15 protein-coding genes are annotated in these 19040 nt (G+C 72.8%); 4 read left to right on the top strand and 11 right to left on the bottom strand.

Features of this window, described 5'->3' with window-relative positions; translation table 11 throughout:
* A complete protein-coding gene (locus OG522_RS30640) occupies window positions 1–1470 on the bottom strand; it encodes an amino acid permease (RefSeq protein ID WP_329466278.1) in 1470 nt (489 codons plus the stop codon).
* A 336-nt stretch (window positions 1471–1806) separates the two neighbouring features.
* Here OG522_RS30640 and OG522_RS30635 point away from each other — a divergent pair, with 336 nt between their 5' ends.
* Window positions 1807–2871, top strand: coding sequence for a GDSL-type esterase/lipase family protein (locus OG522_RS30635; protein WP_329466277.1), 1065 nt, complete (start codon window positions 1807–1809; stop codon window positions 2869–2871).
* Window positions 2872–2999: 128 nt separating this feature from the next.
* Here the strand turns inward: OG522_RS30635 and OG522_RS30630 are convergent, their stop codons facing one another.
* From OG522_RS30630 to OG522_RS30620, 3 genes are all read right to left on the bottom strand, one after another.
* Window positions 3000–4481, bottom strand: a complete 1482-nt coding sequence (locus OG522_RS30630; protein WP_329466276.1) for a GuaB1 family IMP dehydrogenase-related protein — start codon at window positions 4479–4481, stop codon at window positions 3000–3002.
* Window positions 4482–4570: 89 nt separating this feature from the next.
* Window positions 4571–4918 (bottom strand): barstar family protein, encoded by a 348-nt coding sequence (locus OG522_RS30625; RefSeq protein ID WP_329466274.1) that lies wholly within the window; start codon window positions 4916–4918, stop codon window positions 4571–4573.
* A complete protein-coding gene (locus OG522_RS30620; RefSeq protein ID WP_329466272.1) occupies window positions 4915–5337 on the bottom strand; it encodes a ribonuclease domain-containing protein in 423 nt (140 codons plus the stop codon). Before OG522_RS30620 ends, OG522_RS30625 begins: the two co-directional genes overlap by 4 nt.
* A gap of 71 nt (window positions 5338–5408) precedes the next feature.
* Between OG522_RS30620 and OG522_RS30615 the strand changes: the two genes are divergently transcribed.
* From OG522_RS30615 to OG522_RS30605, 3 genes are read left to right on the top strand one after another with little or no spacing between them, the layout of a single operon-like run.
* Window positions 5409–6953 (top strand): ATP-dependent DNA ligase, encoded by a 1545-nt coding sequence (locus tag OG522_RS30615; RefSeq protein WP_329466271.1) that lies wholly within the window; start codon window positions 5409–5411, stop codon window positions 6951–6953.
* Window positions 6954–6957: 4 nt separating this feature from the next.
* Window positions 6958–8307, top strand: a complete 1350-nt coding sequence (locus OG522_RS30610; protein ID WP_329466270.1) for a glutamine synthetase family protein — start codon at window positions 6958–6960, stop codon at window positions 8305–8307.
* On the top strand, window positions 8308–9393 hold the full coding sequence (locus OG522_RS30605) for an amidohydrolase family protein (protein WP_329466268.1): 1086 nt from the start codon (window positions 8308–8310) through the stop codon (window positions 9391–9393). It abuts the gene before it with no gap.
* 19 nt (window positions 9394–9412) lie between these two features.
* On the opposite strand, the gene OG522_RS30600 is transcribed toward OG522_RS30605, so the two are convergent.
* The 7 genes from OG522_RS30600 to OG522_RS30570 form a co-directional block, all read right to left on the bottom strand.
* Window positions 9413–10462 (bottom strand): sugar-binding transcriptional regulator, encoded by a 1050-nt coding sequence (locus OG522_RS30600; protein WP_329466267.1) that lies wholly within the window; start codon window positions 10460–10462, stop codon window positions 9413–9415.
* A 92-nt stretch (window positions 10463–10554) separates the two neighbouring features.
* A complete protein-coding gene (gene rpe / locus OG522_RS30595; RefSeq protein ID WP_329466266.1) occupies window positions 10555–11238 on the bottom strand; it encodes a ribulose-phosphate 3-epimerase in 684 nt (227 codons plus the stop codon).
* 283 nt (window positions 11239–11521) lie between these two features.
* Window positions 11522–12640: a Vgb family protein gene (locus OG522_RS30590; protein ID WP_329466265.1), complete on the bottom strand. Its 1119-nt coding sequence runs from the start codon at window positions 12638–12640 to the stop codon at window positions 11522–11524.
* A 53-nt stretch (window positions 12641–12693) separates the two neighbouring features.
* The gene (locus tag OG522_RS30585; protein WP_329466263.1) at window positions 12694–16083 is read right to left on the bottom strand and encodes a WD40 repeat domain-containing protein; all 3390 of its coding nucleotides are present in this window, start codon (window positions 16081–16083) and stop codon (window positions 12694–12696) included.
* 74 nt (window positions 16084–16157) lie between these two features.
* Complete coding sequence (locus OG522_RS30580; RefSeq protein ID WP_329466261.1) at window positions 16158–16901, bottom strand: hypothetical protein; 744 nt, start codon at window positions 16899–16901, stop codon at window positions 16158–16160.
* Window positions 16898–17317, bottom strand: a complete 420-nt coding sequence (locus OG522_RS30575; protein ID WP_329466259.1) for a hypothetical protein — start codon at window positions 17315–17317, stop codon at window positions 16898–16900. Before OG522_RS30575 ends, OG522_RS30580 begins: the two co-directional genes overlap by 4 nt.
* Window positions 17318–17567: 250 nt before the next feature.
* Window positions 17568–19025 (bottom strand): RsmB/NOP family class I SAM-dependent RNA methyltransferase, encoded by a 1458-nt coding sequence (locus OG522_RS30570; protein WP_329466257.1) that lies wholly within the window; start codon window positions 19023–19025, stop codon window positions 17568–17570.
* Window positions 19026–19040: the final 15 nt, after the last annotated feature.

The raw sequence follows: 19040 nt of genomic DNA, 5'->3' as shown, positions 1-19040 counted from the left end.
TCACTTCTGTGAGGCGGTGGCCAGCCTGGAGCGGCGGTAGCCGTAGCCGAAGTAGATCACGAGACCGGCGACCATCCAGCCTCCGAAGTACTCCCAGGTGATCAGGTCGAGGTTCCACATCAGGTACGCGCAGCTCACGAAGCCGAGTATCGGCACGGTCCAGCCCAGCGGCACCCGGAAGGTGCGCGCCATGTCGGGGCGGGTGCGGCGCAGGATGACGACCGCGACGTTGACCAGCGCGAACGCGAACAGCGTGCCGATGCTGGTGGCGTCGGCGAGCTTGCCGAGCGGCACCGCCGCGGCCAGCACGCCGCAGAACAGCGACACGACCAGGGTGTTCGCGACGGGCGTGCCGGAGCGCGGGCTGACCTTGGCGAAGACCTTGGGGACGAGCCCGTCGCGGGACATCGCGAAGAGGATGCGGGTCTGGCCGTAGAGCACGGTCAGGACGACGCTGGCGATGGCGATCACGGCGCAGGCGGCGAGCAGGGTGGCCCAGAAGGAGTGCCCGGTGACGTCCTTCATGATTCCGGCGAGCGCCGCCTCGGAGCCCTGGAACTGCTTCCAGGGGCGGGCGCCGACGGCGACGAAGGCGACCAGGACGTACAGCGCGGTGACGATGACCAGCGAAAGCATGATCGCGCGGGGCAGGTCCTTCTTGGGGTTCTTCGCCTCCTCGCCGGCCGTGGAGGCCGCGTCGAAACCGATGTAGGAGAAGAACAGGGTCGAGGCGGCGCCGGTGACCCCGGCCCTGCCCAGCGGCATGAAGTCGGAGTAGTTGCCGGACTTGAAGCCCATGAAGCCGATCACGCAGAAGAGCACCAGAGCGGCGATCTTCACGCCGACCATGATCGTGTTGATGCGCGCGGACTCGCGGGCACCACCCAGGAGCAGGCCCATCGCGAGGACCACGACGATCAGGGCCGGCAGGTTGAATATCCCGCCGTCGCCGGGCGGCGCGGAGAGCGCGTCGGGGATGGTGACGCCGATCGTGCCGTCCAGGAACTCGTTGAGGTACTGCCCCCAGCCGACGGCGACCGCCGCCACCGAGACGCCGTACTCCAGGATCAGGCACCAGCCGCAGATCCAGGCGATGAATTCGCCGAGCGTTGCGTAAGCGTAGGAGTACGAGGAGCCGGCGACCGGGATGGAGCCGGCCAGCTCGGCGTAGGACAGCGCGGAGAAGAGGGCGGTGAGCCCCGCGATGACGAACGAGATCGTGACGGCGGGGCCGGCCTTGGGAACGGCCTCGCCGAGCACCACGAAGATGCCGGTGCCCAGCGTCGCGCCAATGCTGATCATGGTCAGCTGCCACATGCCGAGCGAGCGCTTCAGCGAGCCGCCCTCACCCTGGCCACCTTCCGCGACCAGCGCTTCCACCGGCTTGCGCCGCATGAAGCCGCGGCCGGGGCGCGGGCCCCCGGAGGCGGGGGCGTCGGTCGAGGGTGGCGCTGCGCCGTGATCCAACACTGAGGTGGCTCCTTATCGCTGCCGATCGGGCGGCGGGTGACCACGACGGCCCGGCCTTCCCGCATTCAGGGATATTTCGGGCAGCATGGAGCCTTCCCGTGGCCGGTTCCGCCGAGCAGGCGGTCCCCGCCACTCCACGTACGGCGAGAACCTTATGGGTTTCTGCTTCCCAGTCGTAATGCAGCAACCTTGCGCATCGACGGTTGATCATTGCGCACAAGTGCGGCGGATGGGTGTTTGTTGCACATCAACGTTCGATCCGTGCGTCGGGCCTGCTCAGGGTCGCCCACAGGGCGCCATTGACAGTTGGCCGGAGGTGTTGCAGGGTCCGGCCCCATGGAGCCGGATGTGCGGGGCGGGACATGGGCGGCGGAGCAGGGCACCGAGACAGGTCCCGAGGGGCGCGGGACCGACGGTTCGAGATGGCTGGATCCAGCCCCTTTTCTGCGCGGGGTGGCCTGGCTCGACGCCGAGGGGCGGGCGGTGCGCGCGGACCCCGAGGACGCGATGCGGCTGCCGTGGGACACCGGCGAGCGGGCCGCGCTGCCCATCGGGATGCGGATCGAGTTCACGGCGCACGGCGCGTCGGCCGTCGAGATCCGCTACCGCGCACGGGTCCCGGAGCCCGCCGAGGCGCTGCACGAACTCGCGCACACCTTCGCGCTCTGGCAGGGCGACCGCTGCCTCGGCGAGAGCGCCCCAGCGCCACTGGAGGAGGGCTACGTACGCCTTCAACTTCCGCCCTGTGACGGGCCGTTCACCATTCACCCGCCCGAGGCGCAGGGCCCGCTGATCCTCGCGGTGCGCGGAGTCGGAGGCGCCATGGCGCCGGCCCCGCGCGGGCCGCGCTGGGTGGTGCACGGCGACTCCATCACCGAGGGCTGGTGGTCGACCAGGCCCGCGCACGCCTGGCCGGCCGTCGCGGGCCGCGCGCTCGGCCTGGACACGGTGAACCTCGGCTACGCGGGCGGGGCCCGCGGCGAACTCCCCACCGCCGAACAGCTCGCACGCCTTCCGGCCGATGCCATCACCCTCGCCTTCGGCACCAACTGCTGGTCTCGTACGCCTTTTTCGGCCACTTTGCTCTATGAGACGACGCTGGCGTTCGTCCGGCTCATACGCCTGGGCCATCCGGACGTTCCGGTCCTGCTGCTCTCCCCCGTGCTGCGCCCGGAGGCGGAGGCCTCGGCGAACCAGCTGGGCGCCACCCTGGCCGAGCTGCGCACCGCGATGGAGGAGGCGGGCCGGGATCTGATCGGGTGCGGTGACGACCGGCTGCACGTGCTGCCCGGCCGGGATCTGCTCGGCCCCGACGACCTCGCGGACGGTCTGCACCCCAACGACTCGGGACATGCCCGGATCGCGGCCGCGGTGACGGCGGCCCTGCGCGAAATCCTCTGAGGACGCGCCGACCGCCCGGCACACCACGGACCGGCACGTCAACGGCCCGGCATGCCCACGGCCCGGTACGTCAACGGCCCCCGGAATCAAGGAGATTCACGGGGGCCGTCACACGGCGCGGAGAGCGCTTAGCTCCAGCTGGCGTGGAGCGGCTTGCCCTCCGCGTAACCGGCGGCGGACTGGATGCCGACGACGGCCTTCTCCTCGAACTCGGCGAGCGAGGAGGCACCGGCGTAGGTGCAGGAGGAGCGGACGCCCGCGATGATCGAGTCGATCAGGTCCTCGACGCCCGGCCGGCCCGGGTCGAGGAACATGCGCGAGGTGGAGATGCCCTCCTCGAACAGCGCCTTGCGGGCGCGGTCGTAGGCCGACTCGTCGCTCGTGCGGTTCTTGACCGCGCGCGCGGAGGCCATGCCGAAGGACTCCTTGTAGAGGTGGCCCTCGGCGGAGGTGTGGAGGTCGCCCGGGGACTCGTAGGTACCCGCGAACCAGGAGCCGATCATGACGTTGGAGGCACCGGCGGCGAGCGCCATGGCCACGTCGCGCGGGTGCCGCACGCCACCGTCGGCCCAGACGTGCTTGCCGAACTTCTTGGCCTCGGCGGCGCACTCCAGGACCGCGGAGAACTGCGGGCGGCCCACTCCGGTCATCATGCGCGTGGTGCACATGGCGCCGGGACCCACGCCGACCTTGATGATGTCCGCGCCGGCCGCGATGAGGTCGCGCACGCCCTCGGCGGCGACGATGTTGCCTGCCACGATCGGGACCTGCGGATCGAGGCCGCGGACGGCCTTGATCGCGGCGATCATCGACTCCTGGTGGCCGTGCGCGGTGTCCACCACGATGGTGTCCGCGCCGGCGTCCAGGAGCTGCTTGGCCTTGCCGGCCACGTCGCCGTTGATGCCGACGGCGGCGGCGATGCGCAGCTTGCCGTTGGCGTCGGTGGCCGGGGTGTAGAGCGTCGCGCGCAGGGCGCCCTTGCGGGTCAGGATGCCGGCCAGGCGGCCGTCCTTGTCCACGGCGGGGGCGTAGCGGCGGTTGGCGCCGTCCAGCTTGTTGAAGGCCTCGCGCGGGTCGATGTCCGCGTCCAGGAGCAGCAGGTCCTTGGACATGACCTCGGACAGCTGGGTGAAGCGGTCCACGCCCGTCAGGTCGGCGTCGGTGACGACACCGATCGGCTTCTGGTCGGCGTCGACGACGACCCCGGCGTTGTGCGCCCGCTTCGGCAGCAGGGCCAGCGCGTCGGCGACCGTCTGCGTCGGGGCGAGCACGATCGGCGTGTCGAGGACGTGGTGGCGGGTCTTGACCCAGGTGATGACGTCGGTGACGACCTCGATCGGGATGTCCTGGGGGATCACGACGATGCCGCCGCGGCGGGCCACGGTCTCGGCCATGCGGCGGCCGGCGATCGCGGTCATGTTGGCGACGACGAGCGGAATGGTGGTGCCCGTGCCGTCGGGGGAGGTGAGGTCGACGCCCTGGCGGGAGCCCACCGCGGAGCGGCTCGGCACCATGAACACGTCGTCGTACGTCAGGTCGTACGGCGGCTTGATGTCGTTGAGGAAACGCACGTGCTGAACATCCCAGTCGTTCGAGGTGGCCCCAGGCATTTCAGCCAGGGGAAGAGCACGTAGTTCATTGTCCCATGTTCGTACGATTGCGCCGCCCGGTCCGAACGTCCAGGACTGGGAACCCGGGCCTAGTGCGATCCTCCGAGCGCGAGCAGGACGCACAGTTCGGGGCCGGTGGCCGCGTCCATCACCTCGCGGGCCACCGCCCACTCCTCTGGCCGTGTTTCGGCGTACCCCTGCCAGCCGGTGACGAGGAGGAGCAGGCCGCGGTCGGCGCCGGGGCGGGCGGGCAGGTCGCCGAGCGAGTCGGCCAGCGCGTCCCAGTTGCGGCCGAACCAGTCGGGCAGGTGCAGGGCGCGGGCGAAGCGGTCCATGAGGGCGGCCTTGCCGGTGACCCCGGCGAGGTCGAGCACCTGGGTGGCCCAGCCCTCGGCGCGGGCACCGGCGAGCAGTCCGTCGTACGGGTCGGCCGTCATCGCAGCACCGCCTTGAACGTCTTGTAGTGGTCCCCGGTGTAGTAGATCTCGCCACCCTGCCCGGTGACGAGGCGACGGGCGCCGCGGTCGCGGGAGTTGGGGGTGTCGACGGTGTACTCGTGGTAGTAGCCGCGCTTCTGCTGCGGCAGGGCCTTCTCGAAGTTGCCGAACACCGCGCCGTCCTTGCTGTACGGGAACGGGCCGCCCTTGTCGATGAGCTGGAGGGTGCGTTGCGCCTCGGGCGGCAGACGGTCGGCCTGAACCGTGGCCCGGCCCTTGACCCACGCGGGCGCTGAGCCGGCCGCGGACGGCGGGGCGCTCGCGGGTTTCGCGCTGTCCTTGCCGCCGCAGCCCACCAGGAGCACGGCGAGACACGCCAGCACTGAGGCGAGGGCGATCCGGGCGAACCTGTTGATCATGCCCCGATGCTGCCATCGAACGGCGGCCTGAGCGAATGCGTTGGTGAATGTTTTCGGGTCACGATGGATGCATGCTGCTCGCCGACGTGGCAAGAACCTCGGCCGAGATCGCCGCCACCGCGTCGCGCTCGGAGAAGTCCGCCCTGCTCGCCCGGCTGTTCAGGGACACCGAGCCCGACGAGGCGCCGCTGGTGGTGACGTATCTGGCGGGCCGGCTGCCACAGCGGCGCACCGGGCTCGGCTGGAACACCCTCAAGGACCGCCCGCCGCCCGCCGCTTCGGCCCGGCTCACCGTCCGGGAGGTCGACGAGCGGCTGGACGCGATCTCGGCGGTGGCCGGGACGGGCGCACAGGGCGAGCGCAAGCGGCTGGCCGGCGAGCTGATGGCGGCGGCCACCGAGGTCGAGCAGGACTTCCTGGTCGCGCTGATCGTCGGTGAGGTGCGGCAGGGCGCGCTGGACGCGGCGGCGGTGGAGGGCCTCGCGGCGGCGGCCGGCGCACCGTCGGCGGACGTGCGGCGCGCCGTGATGCTGGGCGGCTCGCTCGGCACCGTGGCCCGCGCCCTGCTCGCCGAGGGCCCCGCCGCGCTGGCCGCCTTCCGGCTCGATGTGGGCCGCCCCGTCCTGCCGATGCTCGCGCAGAGCGCGAAGGACGTGGCCGAGGCGCTCGACCGGCTCGGCCCGTGCGCGGTCGAGGAGAAGCTCGACGGCATCCGCGCCCAGGTCCACAAGGACGGGAGTTCGGTACGGGTCTTCACCCGCACCCTGGACGACATCACCGACCGGCTGCCCGAAGTGGTGGCCGCCGCACGGGAGTTGGCGGCACAGCGCGCGGTGCTCGACGGCGAGGTGATCGCACTGGATCCGGCCGGGCGGCCCCGGTCGTTCCAGGACATCGCGGGGCGCGTCGGCTCCCGGCTGGACGTCGAGGCCGCCCAGAACCGGCTGCCACTGCTGCCGGTGTTCTTCGACCTGCTGTCGGTGGACGGCCGGGACCTGCTCGATCTGCCGGTCCGGGAGCGGCACGCGGAACTCGCCCGCATCGCACCCGAGCCCCGGCGCGTACGGCGGGTGGTGATCGCGGATCCGGCCGATCCCGAACTGCGCGGAGCGGCCCAGGAGTTCAACGCCGCCACGCTGGAGCGCGGGCACGAGGGCGTGGTGCTCAAAGCGCTGGACTCGGCGTACGCGGCGGGGCGGCGCGGCGCCTCCTGGCTGAAGGTCAAACCCGTGCACACGCTGGACCTGGTGGTCCTGGCGGCCGAGTGGGGGCACGGCCGGCGCACCGGCACGCTCTCCAATCTCCATCTGGGGGCGCGCCGCCCGGACGGCACGTTCGCGATGCTCGGCAAGACGTTCAAGGGCCTCACCGACACGCTGCTCGCCTGGCAGACCGAGCGACTGCGGGAGTTGGCGGTCGCCGAGGAGCCCTGGGGGGTGCGGGTGCGGCCGGAACTCGTCGTCGAGGTGGCCTTCGACGGCGTACAGAGATCATCGCGTTACCCGGAGGGGGTGACACTGCGCTTCGCGCGGGTAGTGCGCTATCGCGAGGACAAGAGCGCCTCGGACGCGGACACGGTCGCGACAGTCATCGCACTGCGCGGCGGGAGGGATTGAACCGGTGGAGCAGGGTCATGGCGCAAGGCAGCAGGAGCAGGCGCGGGAACGGGCGGGGGCGGCCAGGATCGAGGCCGCCCGGCTGACCGTGGAAGGGATCCGGGCTGTCGCGCTGACCTGGGTGGATGTGGCGGGTCTCACCCGCGTCAAGGCCGTCCCGACCGCCCGGCTGCCCCAGGTCGCCGCGCACGGGGTGGGCATGTCGCCGGTCTTCGACGTGTACCTGGTGGACGACTCCGTCACCAGCAGCCCGCACATCGGCGGCCCGGACGGCGATCTGCGGCTGATCCCCGACCTGGAGCGGCTCACCGTGCTCCATGCCCAGCCCGGCTGGGCGTGGGCGCCGGTCGACCGCTTCGAGCAGTCGGGGCAGCCGTACACCGCCTGCCAGCGGCAGTTCGCCCGGCGGATGGCGGAGCGTGCGGCGGGGCACGGCATCGAGCTGCGGATGGGCTTCGAGACGGAGTGGATGGTCGACCCGCCGCTGGCGGGCCCGGCGTACGGGATGGCGCGCGTCGTCGAGCGCTCGGAGTACGTCGCCGACGTGTTCGGCGCGCTCGCGGCGCAGGGCGTGGAGGTGCTCCAGATCCATCCGGAGTACACCCCGGGCCAGTTCGAGGTGTCGGTCGCGCCGTCCGACCCGGTGGGAGCCGCGGACCTCGCGGTGCTGGTCCGCGAGACGATCCGGGCGGTCTCGCTCCGGCACGGCCTCGCGGCCTGGTTCGGGCCGGTGATCGACCCCGACGGGGTGGGCAACGGCGGCCACCTCCACCTCAGCCTCTGGCAGGGCGGCCGCAACCTGTGCCGGGGCGGCGAGGGCCCGTTCGACATGAGCGCGACCAGCGAGGCCTTCCTCGCCGGGATCCTGGACGCGCTGCCCGCGCTGCTCGCCATCGGCGCCCCCTCCCCCGCGAGCTACCTCCGCCTCGCGCCGTCACGCTGGGCGGGGGCCTTCCAGTGCTGGGGTCTGGAGAACCGGGAGGCGGCGCTGCGCTTCATCGCCGGGCCACCCGGCGCCGAGGACGCCGCGAACGCGGAGGTCAAGTGCTTCGACCCGGCCGCCAACCCGTACCTGGTGACCGGAGCGGTGATCGCCGCGGGGCTCGCCGGGATCGACGCGGGCCTGCGCCTGCCCGAGCCGGTGTCGGGCGACCCCGTCCACCTGCACGGGCAACGAAGGCTCCCCTCCTCGCTCCCCGAGGCGCTCGGGCACTTCACCGGATCGGCGGTGCTGCGCGAGGCGCTCGGCGATCCGCTCTTCGAGGCGGTCACCGCGGTGCGCCAGGCCGAGACGAAGCTCTTCGACGGCCTGACGCCGCGGGAGATCGCCGAAGCCACCCGCGGGAGGTACTGAATGCCGCCGCTGGTCGACCACCACTGCCACGGCGTGCTGCGCTCCGATCCCGACGACGCGCTCTTCGCGTCGTTCCTGACCGAGTCGGACGCCCCGGCCGCGCCCGGCACCAGTTTCTTCGACACCCAGCTCGGCTTCGCGGTGCGCCGCTGGTGCCCGCCGCTGCTCGGTCTGGAAGCGCACTGCCCGCCGGAGCGCTATCTGGCCCGCCGCCACGAGGTGGGCGCCCGGGAGGCCAACCAGCTGCTCCTGAGCGCCAGCGGCATCACCGCGTTCCTGGTGGACACCGGTCTGCCGGGCGACCTGACGAGCCCGGCGGAGCTCGCCGAGCTGAGCGGGGCCACCGCGCGCGAGATCGTACGCCTGGAACTCCTGGCGGAAACCATCGCCGCCGAGGCGACGCCGGATCCGGACCAGTTCCTGGTGGCCCTCGCCGACGCCGTCGGGGCGGCCGCCCGCACGGCGGCGGGCTTCAAATCGGTCGCCGGCTACCGCCATGGCCTGGATCTCGCCCCCGAGCCGCCGGGCCCGGCCGAGCTCCGCGCCGCCACCGCCGCCTGGCTGGCGGCCGGTGCGGGCCGGCTCACCGATCCCGTGCTGCTACGCCATCTGCTGTGGTCGGCGGCGGCGACGGGGCTGCCGCTCCAGTTGCACACCGGGTTCGGCGACCCCGATCTGCGGCTGCACCGCTGCGATCCGCTGCTGCTCACCGATTTCATCCGGGCCGTCCGACCGACGGGCTGCCGCCTGGTCCTGCTGCACGGCTACCCGTACCACCGCGGCGCGGGCTATCTGGCGCAGGTGTATCCGCATGTGTACGCGGACGTGGGCCTCTCGCTCTCGCACACCGGGGCGCGCGCCGGGGCGGTGCTCGCCGAGTTCCTCGAACTGGCCCCGTTCGGCAAGCTGCTCTTCTCGACGGACGCCTACGGTCTGGCCGAGCTGTACGTGGTGGGCGCCCGTCTCTACCAGGACGCCCTGGACCGGCTCCTCAACGGGTGGACCGCGTCCGGGAGTTGGTCGGCCGAGGACGCCGGGCGGGTGGCCCGCCTCGTGTCCGCGGAAAACGCGGAGCGGCTGTACTGACCCCGCCCCGTGCGGGTGGTCAGACCCCGTCCGGGTCCGCGCGGTCCAGCGCGGGCCGGGGCTGGGGGCCGGTCTCGTTGAGGAGGAAGTCCGCCGCGGCCGTGTCCGTGACCAGGCTCGTCACGAGCCCGGACCGCAGGACCGCGTCGATCGCGGACGCCTTGCGCTGGCCGCCCGCGATCGCGACGACCTCCGGGATCCGGCGAAGCCGGTCGGCCTCGACGGTGATGCAGCGCTCGCCCAGATCGCGCCCGACCCGGCGCCCCTGGGCGTCGAAGAGGTGGGCGGACATCTCGGCGGCGACACCGAGCGAGGCGTAGTGCGCCCGCTCCTCGTCGCTCAGCATGTCGTGCACGGTGGAGATGCCGGGCTCCCACGATCCGATGGACACCGCGGCGACGGTGACCTTGTCGAAGTACTCGAAGGCGCGGGCGATCCCGGTCTGGTTGCGCAGGGCCGCGGCCGTGGCGGGGTCGGGCAGCAGCATCGGGGCGTAGATGGGGTGCGCCTCGCCGCCGGAGACCTGGGCGGCCCGGCGGACCGCCTCGACGGAGCCGCGCTCGGCGGTGCCCGCGTCGTAGACACCGGTCAGCTGGACGACGGTGCAGGGCGGCAGCCGGTCGAGGGCCGCGGCCATGTGGATGGTGGAGCGGCCCCAGGCGAGGCCGAGCACATCGCCCTCGCTGACCAGCTCGCCGAGCAGGTCGGCGGCGACCTCGCCGAGGTTCTCGGGGTCGGGCGAGGTCTCCTCGCCCTCCGCCGGGGATTCCACCACCACCGCGTGCCGCAGTCCGTACCGGGCCCGCAGCGCGTCGGAGCGCTCCGCGTCCAGTTCGGCGGGGACGCGGATCTCGATCCGTACGAGATCACGCTCCAGGGCGGTCTCCAGGACCCGGGCCACCTTGAAGCGGCTCACGCCGAACTCCTCGGCGATCTGGATCTTGGACTTCCCCTCCAGGTAGAAGCGGCGGGCCATGGCCGCCGCCTGCACCAGCTCCGCGGGTCCCATCCGCAGGGCTGACCGACCCGCCGACATTGCAGACACCGCGATCTCCTCACTGCTGTTCACAACTGCTGTTCACACACCGGACTCGCTGTTCATCCTGTCAGATCCAACGGACCTTGATCAGCCCCGCGGCCTCCCGTTCACCGAGCCGTGGCTCAGTGTGCGCACGCCCAGGGTGCGCCGGCCGTGCTCCGTTCGGCCATGGAACGCAGGGTCCGCACCGCTTCGGCCGGGTCGTGGGCCCCGTAGACGGCCGAACCGGCGACGAACACATCGGCGCCCGCCTCGGCGCACCGCTCGATGGTGGAGGCCGAGACGCCACCGTCGACCTGGAGCCAGAGTTCAAGTCCGTGTTTGCTGATCAGCTCACGGGTCCGGCGGATCTTCGGCAGCATGATGTCCAGGAAGGACTGGCCGCCGAAGCCCGGCTCCACTGTCATGATCAGCAGCATGTCGAGCTCGGGGAGCAGGTCCTCGTACGGCTCGATCGGCGTCGCGGGCTTCAGCGCCATCGACGCGCGGGCACCCTTGGCGCGGATCTCCCGGGCCAGCCGTACCGGGGCGGCGGCCGCCTCCACGTGGAAGGTGACCGATCCGGCACCCGCCTCCACGTACTGCGGGGCCCAGCGGTCCGGATCCTCGATCATCAGATGACAGTCCAGTGGCGTGTCCGTCGCCCGGCTGAGGGATTCCACGACGGGCACCCCCAGCGTGAGGTTCGGCACGAAGTGGTTGTCCATCACGTCGACGTGCAGCCAGTCGGCGCCTTCGACGGCTCGGGCCTCGTCGGCCAGCCTGGCGAAGTCCGCGGAGAGAATGCTGGGGTTGATCTGAGCCATGCCACAAGCCTGCCATGCCCTGGGCGACTTGCCTGCCACGGCGGCGGACGAACCCTGCGGGGATCCGGCCGCCGGGGCCGGGCGGGCACACCGGGCGCGTGGCCGGCCGCGCCGGCGGCCGGTGGAGTTCGCGATCGCGACGGGCCGGGAGACGAGCCGGACCGGTCGACGGAATGTGGCCGCAGGGTCCAACTCCCTTTCATTCAGCTTGAGTTGACCGGGCCGCACGCGCGGAACCGGTGCGGGCGAGGGCCTGGCCCGCGTGGCCGACCGTGATCGCACCTCAGGCGGGCATCGGGAACCAGCGCAGCACCGCGGCCTTGGCGTCGGCGATCAGGAATCCGCGGTGGCGAGAGTCATAGACAAGATCTGCGAGGCCCTGGGCGCCGGGAAGAGGCCAGAGGGTGATCACACCCGCCGTGGTGATCCGTCCCACGGCCGTGTCGGTGGTGAACCACAGCGCTTGGTCGGGTCCGGCGATCACGGACCGGACGTATCGCATGGCGCCCGTCCGGTAGGACGAGATGGCGCCGCTCGGTGTGATCCGCCCGATGGCGTTGGTCTCGCTGAACCAGAGCGCTCCGTCGGGGCCGGGCACGAGCGACCCGACGGGCGTGGCGGCGGTCGGCAGCAGCCAGACCTTGGGGTGCCCGCCGGTGTCCACGTAGCCGATTTCGCTGGGCTGGTCGGTGATCGGGGACTCGGCGAACCAGAGGCGTCCGCCCGGTCCGAACGTCAGTGACGTGACGTGCGGTGCGAACGGCGCCAGTGGCACAGGAACGCGGGTGGCCGAGAGCGAGGGGGTCAGGTGGGTCAGTTGCGACGCGTCGACGGACGCGCTCCCGTACCAGACGGAGCCGTCGGCGCCCGCGGTGATGGCGTCGGGCGAGCCGGGCCCCATGACCGGTCCGTCAAAGAGGCTGACCTTCCCGTCCGGTGCGAGTCGGCCGACGTGGTTCGGACAGGTGAACCAGACGGAGCCGTCGGAGGCGACCGCGAGGTAGGTGGGGTCGAGGGAGGGGGCGTGGAGGGCGTCGGCGAGGCGGTGCTGGGTGATCGTCCCGTCGGGACTGATGGACGCGAGGAAGCCGAGGGAGGACTCCGCGGTCCATACGGTGCCGTCCGGCGCCACGGCTAGTTCGGCCGGCCAGGAGTTGCCGGGCAGCTCGACGGCCTGGGGCGAGCGTGGGGCCGCGGTCACGGTGGCGCTGTTCTCGGGGGCGGCACGACGGGGGGCGTCGGTGCACCCGGTGAGCGTGAGGGCGAGCGTCAGCGCGATGCTGGAAAGGGCGCGTACGGCGGAGCGCGTGGGGAGCGGGCTGAGCGGGTTCGGTGCGGGCCCGGGACGGCCCCGCCCCGGGCCCCTCGCGCGGCGGGAACCTCCCGTGCCGCGGTCGCGCATGCTGTGGCCGTCCCGTCCCCGAGGGCGGGGCTCACGTCCGCCGCGGGGCCCTCTCATGTCAGGCAGTGCAGGTTCGAAGGGGTGCCGGATCCCATGTACTGACTCCAGACATCGGGAGTGAGGTCCCGCCCGGCCGACGCGCAGGCGGCGCGCGTCAAGGCGTCCGGGTCGAGCTTCCAGGTGATCAGGGTGCCCACGTCGCCGGTGACGTCCCCGCCGGACTCCGTCACGGTGACCAGTTCGCCGCCGTCGGCCGAGAAGGCGAGAGCGGTGGACTCGGCTTTGCTGCCGGGCGGGAGCTGGAGGGTGCCGAAGGCGTGGCCGGACGCGAGGTCGATGAGCCGTACGGTGTCGTCGTCCAGCTTCTCGGCGATGACGTCTTCGCCGACGGCCGGGCCCACGCTCGTGCGGCCTTCGCCTGCGAGCGTGCCCAGGCGCCGGTCCCCCGCGGCGGTCCACTCCTCCATGCCGCCGCTCAGCCGCTGGACGAGCAGGTGGTCCCCGGCGTAGGCGACGCCCACGGCGTTGGTCCCGGGCAGCAGCCGCGAGTGGCCCGTGGCGGTGTCGGTGACAACCACCTTGTCGCTCGCGAGGCCGAGGGAGCTCGTGTCGATGACGGCCGCGTGGCCGCCCGTGGAGTCCAGGGCCACCCTTCCCTGCGAGAGCTCCCGGCCGCCGCCCCCCGTCGGGGCCATGTCACGGGGGCCGTCCAGCCGGCGCAGCACCTTCCCCGTCGCCACGTCCCGCAAGCGGATGGTGCCGGAGGTGTCCACCTCGGCCACCTGCCGACCGTCCGGCAGCAGCCGCAACAGAGCCGCGGGATCGGCGAGTTGGAGCGGGTCCGGGGGCGGCTGCCAGCTGCCAGTGATCCGGAACCCCTGGGAGGGGGTGAGGATCTGGGCACTGCCGTCCTGCGCGGAGACCACGATGACCCTGTCGTCGTTCTGCCACAGCGCCGCCGCGAAGCCCTGGTCCTTCATCAGGGGCCCGCCCGCCGCGAAGGACTTCCGTACGGCTCCGGCCGCGTCCAGGCTCTGGAGATCGAGGGTCGTCCCGTTGCCGTCGATGACCGCCGCGGAGCGGCCGTTGGGAGACAGCGAGAGACCCGGCCCCCGGCAGCCGTTGCACGAATGCGGGACGGTGACTCCCACGCCCGTCGCGATCCCGGCGTACTGCCCGAGGTCCCACAGGCTCAGGACGGCGCCGGAGGCCGAGAGCAGTCTGCCCCCGTCCCTGCCGAGGAAGGCGAGGGCGCCGCGCGTCACCGCCCCTGCTCCGGCCAGAGTGATGGGCGCGGAAAGCTTTTGGCCCGATGCCTCGGTCCGTGAGACGTAGATGCTGCTGCCCACGGCTTCGCCGGTCCAGGAGCCGCCGCTGCTGACGGCCAGGGCCGCGGCCGGATGACCGGTCTGGGTCTGCGCCTGCAAGGCCGGTTTGTCGATGTCGGGCGTGCCTTGGGACGGCCAGAGCGGGAGTATCGCCCCGCCGTTGGTGTAGCTGAAGTAGCTGCCGTCCGGGGCGAGTGCGGATGCCTGGTTGTGGACACCGAAGCCGAGGGTGCTTCCGCCGGTTGGGGCCAGGGCCGGAAGGGCGATCCGTTGCCAGGAGCCGTAGGCGTCCTCGAAGGCGACCACGGTCGAGTCGTCGCGGAAGGCGATGGCGCCGGCGGCGGAGGCCAGGTGGAGGTCGAGGTGAGTGGTGCGTCCCGTGGTCCGGTCCAGCACCGAGAGGACGGGCGGTTGTGTCGTCGAACGGTTCGTGGTGGCCACGACGGTGAAGCGTCCCGAGGGGGAGACCGCCACGGCCGTGGGGCTCTGCTCGGCGGGCAGCTGCGGAGCCGTGGTCTGCCGCCCGCCCACCCAGAGACGGACCGTGCTGTGGTCGATCGCGGCGACCGTCGCGCCGTCGGTGCCGGCCGCGACCGAGGTGACGGGTCCGGGCAGTTGGCCCAGCCGCTTCGGGGGGCCGGCTCGCGTCCCGGTGAGGGTCCACTGCTCCACGTCGCCCTGCTGGGTTCCGGCGAGCACGACATGTCCGTCCGCCGAGCTTGTGAGTGCGGAGACCGGCCCGCTCGCCTGCATGCCGCCCGCCAGGTACGGGCCAGCCGTGACGGCCTGGAGGAGCGCGGTGCGGGTGAGCGAATCGGCGTGCCGGCGGTAGGCCTGCACGGCGAACAGTTCGGCGAGTCCGACATCGCTGGGGAGCAGGCTCTGTGCCACCTGGACGAGCCGATGCGCGGTGGCCAGCCGCTGCGCGTCCGCCTGGTCCCGCTGTGTCACCACCGATCCGGTGGTGGCGGCCGTGGCGATGAGGGCCAGGGCGACGGCCAGCCTGCCGGTGCGGAACCGGCGGGCGTACCGGTCGGCCTGGCGCAGGGTCGCGGCGAACTTCACGTCGCCGGGCTCGGGCGCCCTGGTGACGTCGAGCCGGTTCGCCTCGGGCGCCACGAGCCGCAGTCTCCTGCGGCGCGCGGCGAGCAACTTGGCGTTCATGTCGCTTACTTGGAGGAGGCGCTCCCCACCGTCGAGCGCGCCGGTCACCGCGGTCCGCGGGCGCAGCCCGTAGAAGAAGCCGCGAAGCCCGGCCATGCTGGGCCGACGGGACGGCGGGTGCCGTAAGAGGTCGCGCAGGCCGAGCGCGAACGCCGCGCCGAGGGAGGGGCCGTCGATCTGCGCCGGAGGCATGGGGTCGTCCGACAGGACCAGGCGCCACAGGACACAGCGTCCCTCGCGCCGGGAGCCGGCCGCGTTCCACGCGTGGCCCAGCGAGGCGGCGAACTGCCCGTTCGGGCTCCGCACCCCCGCCATCGCCCGTGGATCGGGATACAGGCCGGCCGGACCGGCGGGGAATTCGCGCAGTTCCAGCACGCCGGTGTCGCCCTCTTCCACGGCGGACTGCCCGGCGGGGCCGGCGGATCGGCCGAACACCACCGGCACGCTGACGCGGGGCCGCCCGCCTGCTTCGGCCCCTGCCATCAGCAGGGCGGCGATCACCAGGACGCCCGCTTCCGGCTGCTCGGCGGGAGCCTCGCACCGGGCCTGAATCCGCCCGACGGCGACGTTCAGAGCGTCCGCGACGTCCGGCGCAAGGCACTCAAGTCCCTTTCCCGACAGCTGAGCCGGACCGGGAGCCGCCTCCGCCGAGACCAGTCCGCTCTGCTTCCACGCCCGCGCCAACCGGTCCAGCGCCTCGTCGTGTTCCCCGTCGTGGTCCTCGGTTGCCGTCAGGGCTCTGCCCAGCAGCCACGCGTGGTCGGCCGCCGTTACGGCCGCGCTCGCGCGGCCCGCCGCCGTGCTGTTGAGCCAGGCGAGCAGATCCTTGCCGCGTGTTCGGGACAGCCAGGACGGATCGGTGCGCACTGCTTCGCTACAGCACCGCCACCACAGCTGCCGTCCACCGAGCAGGGCTTGCACGGCGGTCTGCGGGCTCGCGTCTTCCACCACGCCGTCGAGTTCCGTGCGATACGGGAACGAATCCGGCGGGGCCTCGGACCGGCGCCGGGACGACCACGGCGGCCTCACGACAGCTCACCGTCGATGGTCGCGCGCAGGTCGTCGCCGACGATCTCCCGCACCTGGCGCCAGGCGTCGCGGGTCGCCTCGTTGAGCGCCGCCCGAACCGAGTCGGCCACCGTGGCGGCGTCCCAGTCGGTGTCCGGCGTCACCGGAGCGGGAGCACGGGCCGTCCACCCTCCCGACGACGAGTCGGCGGCGAAACCGGGGAGGCGGACCAATGAGGCGGGAGGTCCGAGCCGACCCCGTACCACCGGCACGAGCAGCACTTTCTCACCGCCGCCCGCCGTTGTGTACCGGACCGGGGACACCAGCGGCCGGGCGGCGTCGACGCCCCGCAGGACCAGCTCCAGCCAGTACTCGGGCCGGCCGGCACCCTGCGTGCGCAGCAGGAACCTGGCTCCGCCGTCGGGGGACGACGTCTCCAGAATCACCGCGTCGCCTCCCGCAGCGGTCAGACCGGCGACCGTCAGGATCGGGGGCAGGGCGAACCAGCCCGGTTCGAGTCGCCCTGCGATCGCATCGCTGCTGGCGGCGGGCCGGGCCGACGGCGCGGGTGGGCGGACCGGCGCCTCGGGCGCCGACACCGAGCCGACACGGGCCCAGGGCAGGTCCAGGCCGGTGAACGACGCCCAGAACCGCTGGCGCACGGTGTATCCGTCACGTGCCCGTCCCCCTGCGCGCGGGACGTGCGGCCGCCCTCCGATGAACGACCCCCAGCTGCGCCGGGCGACCGAACCAGCACTCATGAAGCCGTCTCCTCGCGGGTCGGGAGAGGTCCTGGAGGCCCGGACGGGGGCACGGGGCCACTCGGCTCCCCACCCGGCTCCGGCCCACCCCGAAGCGCATCGGCGGCGGAGGTCGCCCTACCGACCTGGGCGAGCAGCGCGGGCGCTGAGGCTCCCACGGTCACGGCCGCGTACACGCCGGTGACCTCGGCATGGAGCAGCCAGGCGGCTGTACCGCCCAGTGCCACCCGGAAGAGCGCGGCGAGCGAATCCGCGAGGGGATCGACGTACGCGTCGATGCGAGGCAACTCGGCCGCCGCCGCTCTCGCCATGTGCCTGGCCTGCTGCCAGGCGTTCAGCCGCCCGAAAGTGACGACCGCCTCAACGATCAGCCCACCGCCCGCGCCGCACGCCGCGGCCTCGACCCACGTCAGCACTGGCCCCCGCCCCTCGCTGGACAACGCACGCCAGTGACCGCCCGGTGACATGAAAACCCGTCACCACAGCCTCACTCCGCCGACAAGGGCGGGCCCCGTCCCGAACGCGGCCCGGCACTCCTCCCCTACCACGCAGGCCACTGTCCACCTGAGCTGTCCATGCCATACCCCGTCTCCCCGAGAAAGGCACGAACCCTTCAAGGAAGCGGCACAACCGCGGCTTCAGGTCCTGTCGCCCCGGGGTCAGGGGTCAGGCCGTCCGCCGGAGCAGCGCGAGGTACATCGCGTCCGTGCCGTGCAGATGCGGCCACAGCTGGACGTCAGGGCCGTCGCCCAGGCCCGCCACCGACGGCATCAGGGGGCGCACGTCGATCCAGTCGGCCTCGACCGGCTCGGCGCCGCCGCGGCCCTTGAGGACGTCCTCGACCACGATGCGCGTCTCGGCCAGGTGCGGCGAGCACGTGGCGTACCCGACGACCCCGCCGACCCGCACCGCCGACAGCGCCTCGCGCAGCAGCGACCGCTGGAGCGGGGCGAAGCCCTCCAGGTCCTCGGGGCGACGCCGCCAGCGGGCCTCCGGGCGACGGCGGAGCGCGCCGAGGCCCGAGCAGGGGACGTCGACCAGGACGCGGTCGAAGGATCCGGGCAACCACGGCGGGCGCGTGCCGTCGGCCGCGATGACCTGGTACGGGCCCGGGTTGCCGGCCAGCGCGCGCTCGACCAGGCGGGCCCGGTGCGGCTGCTTCTCGGAGGCGAGCAGCGCGGCGCCGCGCCCGGCGGCGAGCGCGGCGAGCAGGGCGGCCTTGCCGCCGGGGCCCGCGCAGCCGTCCAGCCAGCGCTCGTCGCGGCCCTCGATGGGCGCGTTGGCGAGGGCCACGGCCACCAGCTGGCTGCCCTCGTCCTGGACGCCCGCCCGGCCCTCGCGCACGGCGTCCAGCGCTCCTGGTTCGCCGCCCTCGGCCATCCGCACGGCATACGGCGACCAGCGGCCGGGCAGACCGCCGTCCTCACCCAGGGCGTCGAGGAGCTCGTCGGTGGTGGAGCGGCCGGGACGGGCGACCAGAGTCACCTCGGGGCGCTCGTTGTCCGCCTCCAGGAGGTCCTCGATGCCCGCCCGGCCGCCGCCGAGCGAGTCCCAGAGCGCGGAGACGACCCAGCGCGGGTGCGAGTGGACGACGGCGAGGTGGTCCTCGGCGTCCTCCTCGTAGGAGGGCGCCACCTTCTCCAGCCAGCCGTCGAGGTCGTCCGCCGCGATCTTCCGCAGGACGGCGTTGACGAACCGGGCCCGCCCGTCGCCGAGCACCACCCGGGCGAGTTCCACGCTCGCCGAGACCGCGGCGTGGCTCGGGATCCGCGTGCCGAGCAGCTGGTGCGCGCCGAGCGCGAGCACGTCGAGCACCGGCGGGTCGACCTCGCGCAGCGGCCGGTCGATGCAGGCCGCGATGATCGCGTCGTACGTGCCCTGGCGGCGCAGCGTCCCGTAGACGAGCTCGGTGGCGAGCGCCGCGTCCCGGGCGTCGAAGTTCCCGCCGTCGCGCGCCTTGCGCAGCAGCGGCGGCAGGACCAGGTTGGCGTAGGCATCCCGCTCGTCGACGGCCCGCAGCGCCTCGAAGGCCAGGATGCGGACCGGGTCCTTCTTGGGACGGCGGTAGGGCTTTGCGGCCTTGCCCGCGCTGTTGTTCGGGCTGCGAGGTGGCGAATCGTTCACGTGAAAGGTGCTCCG

Origin of the sequence: Streptomyces sp. NBC_01431 (assembly GCF_036231355.1) — a bacterium.
Lineage (GTDB): Bacteria > Actinomycetota > Actinomycetes > Streptomycetales > Streptomycetaceae > Streptomyces.
This window is presented reverse-complemented; position numbering and strand designations above follow the sequence as displayed.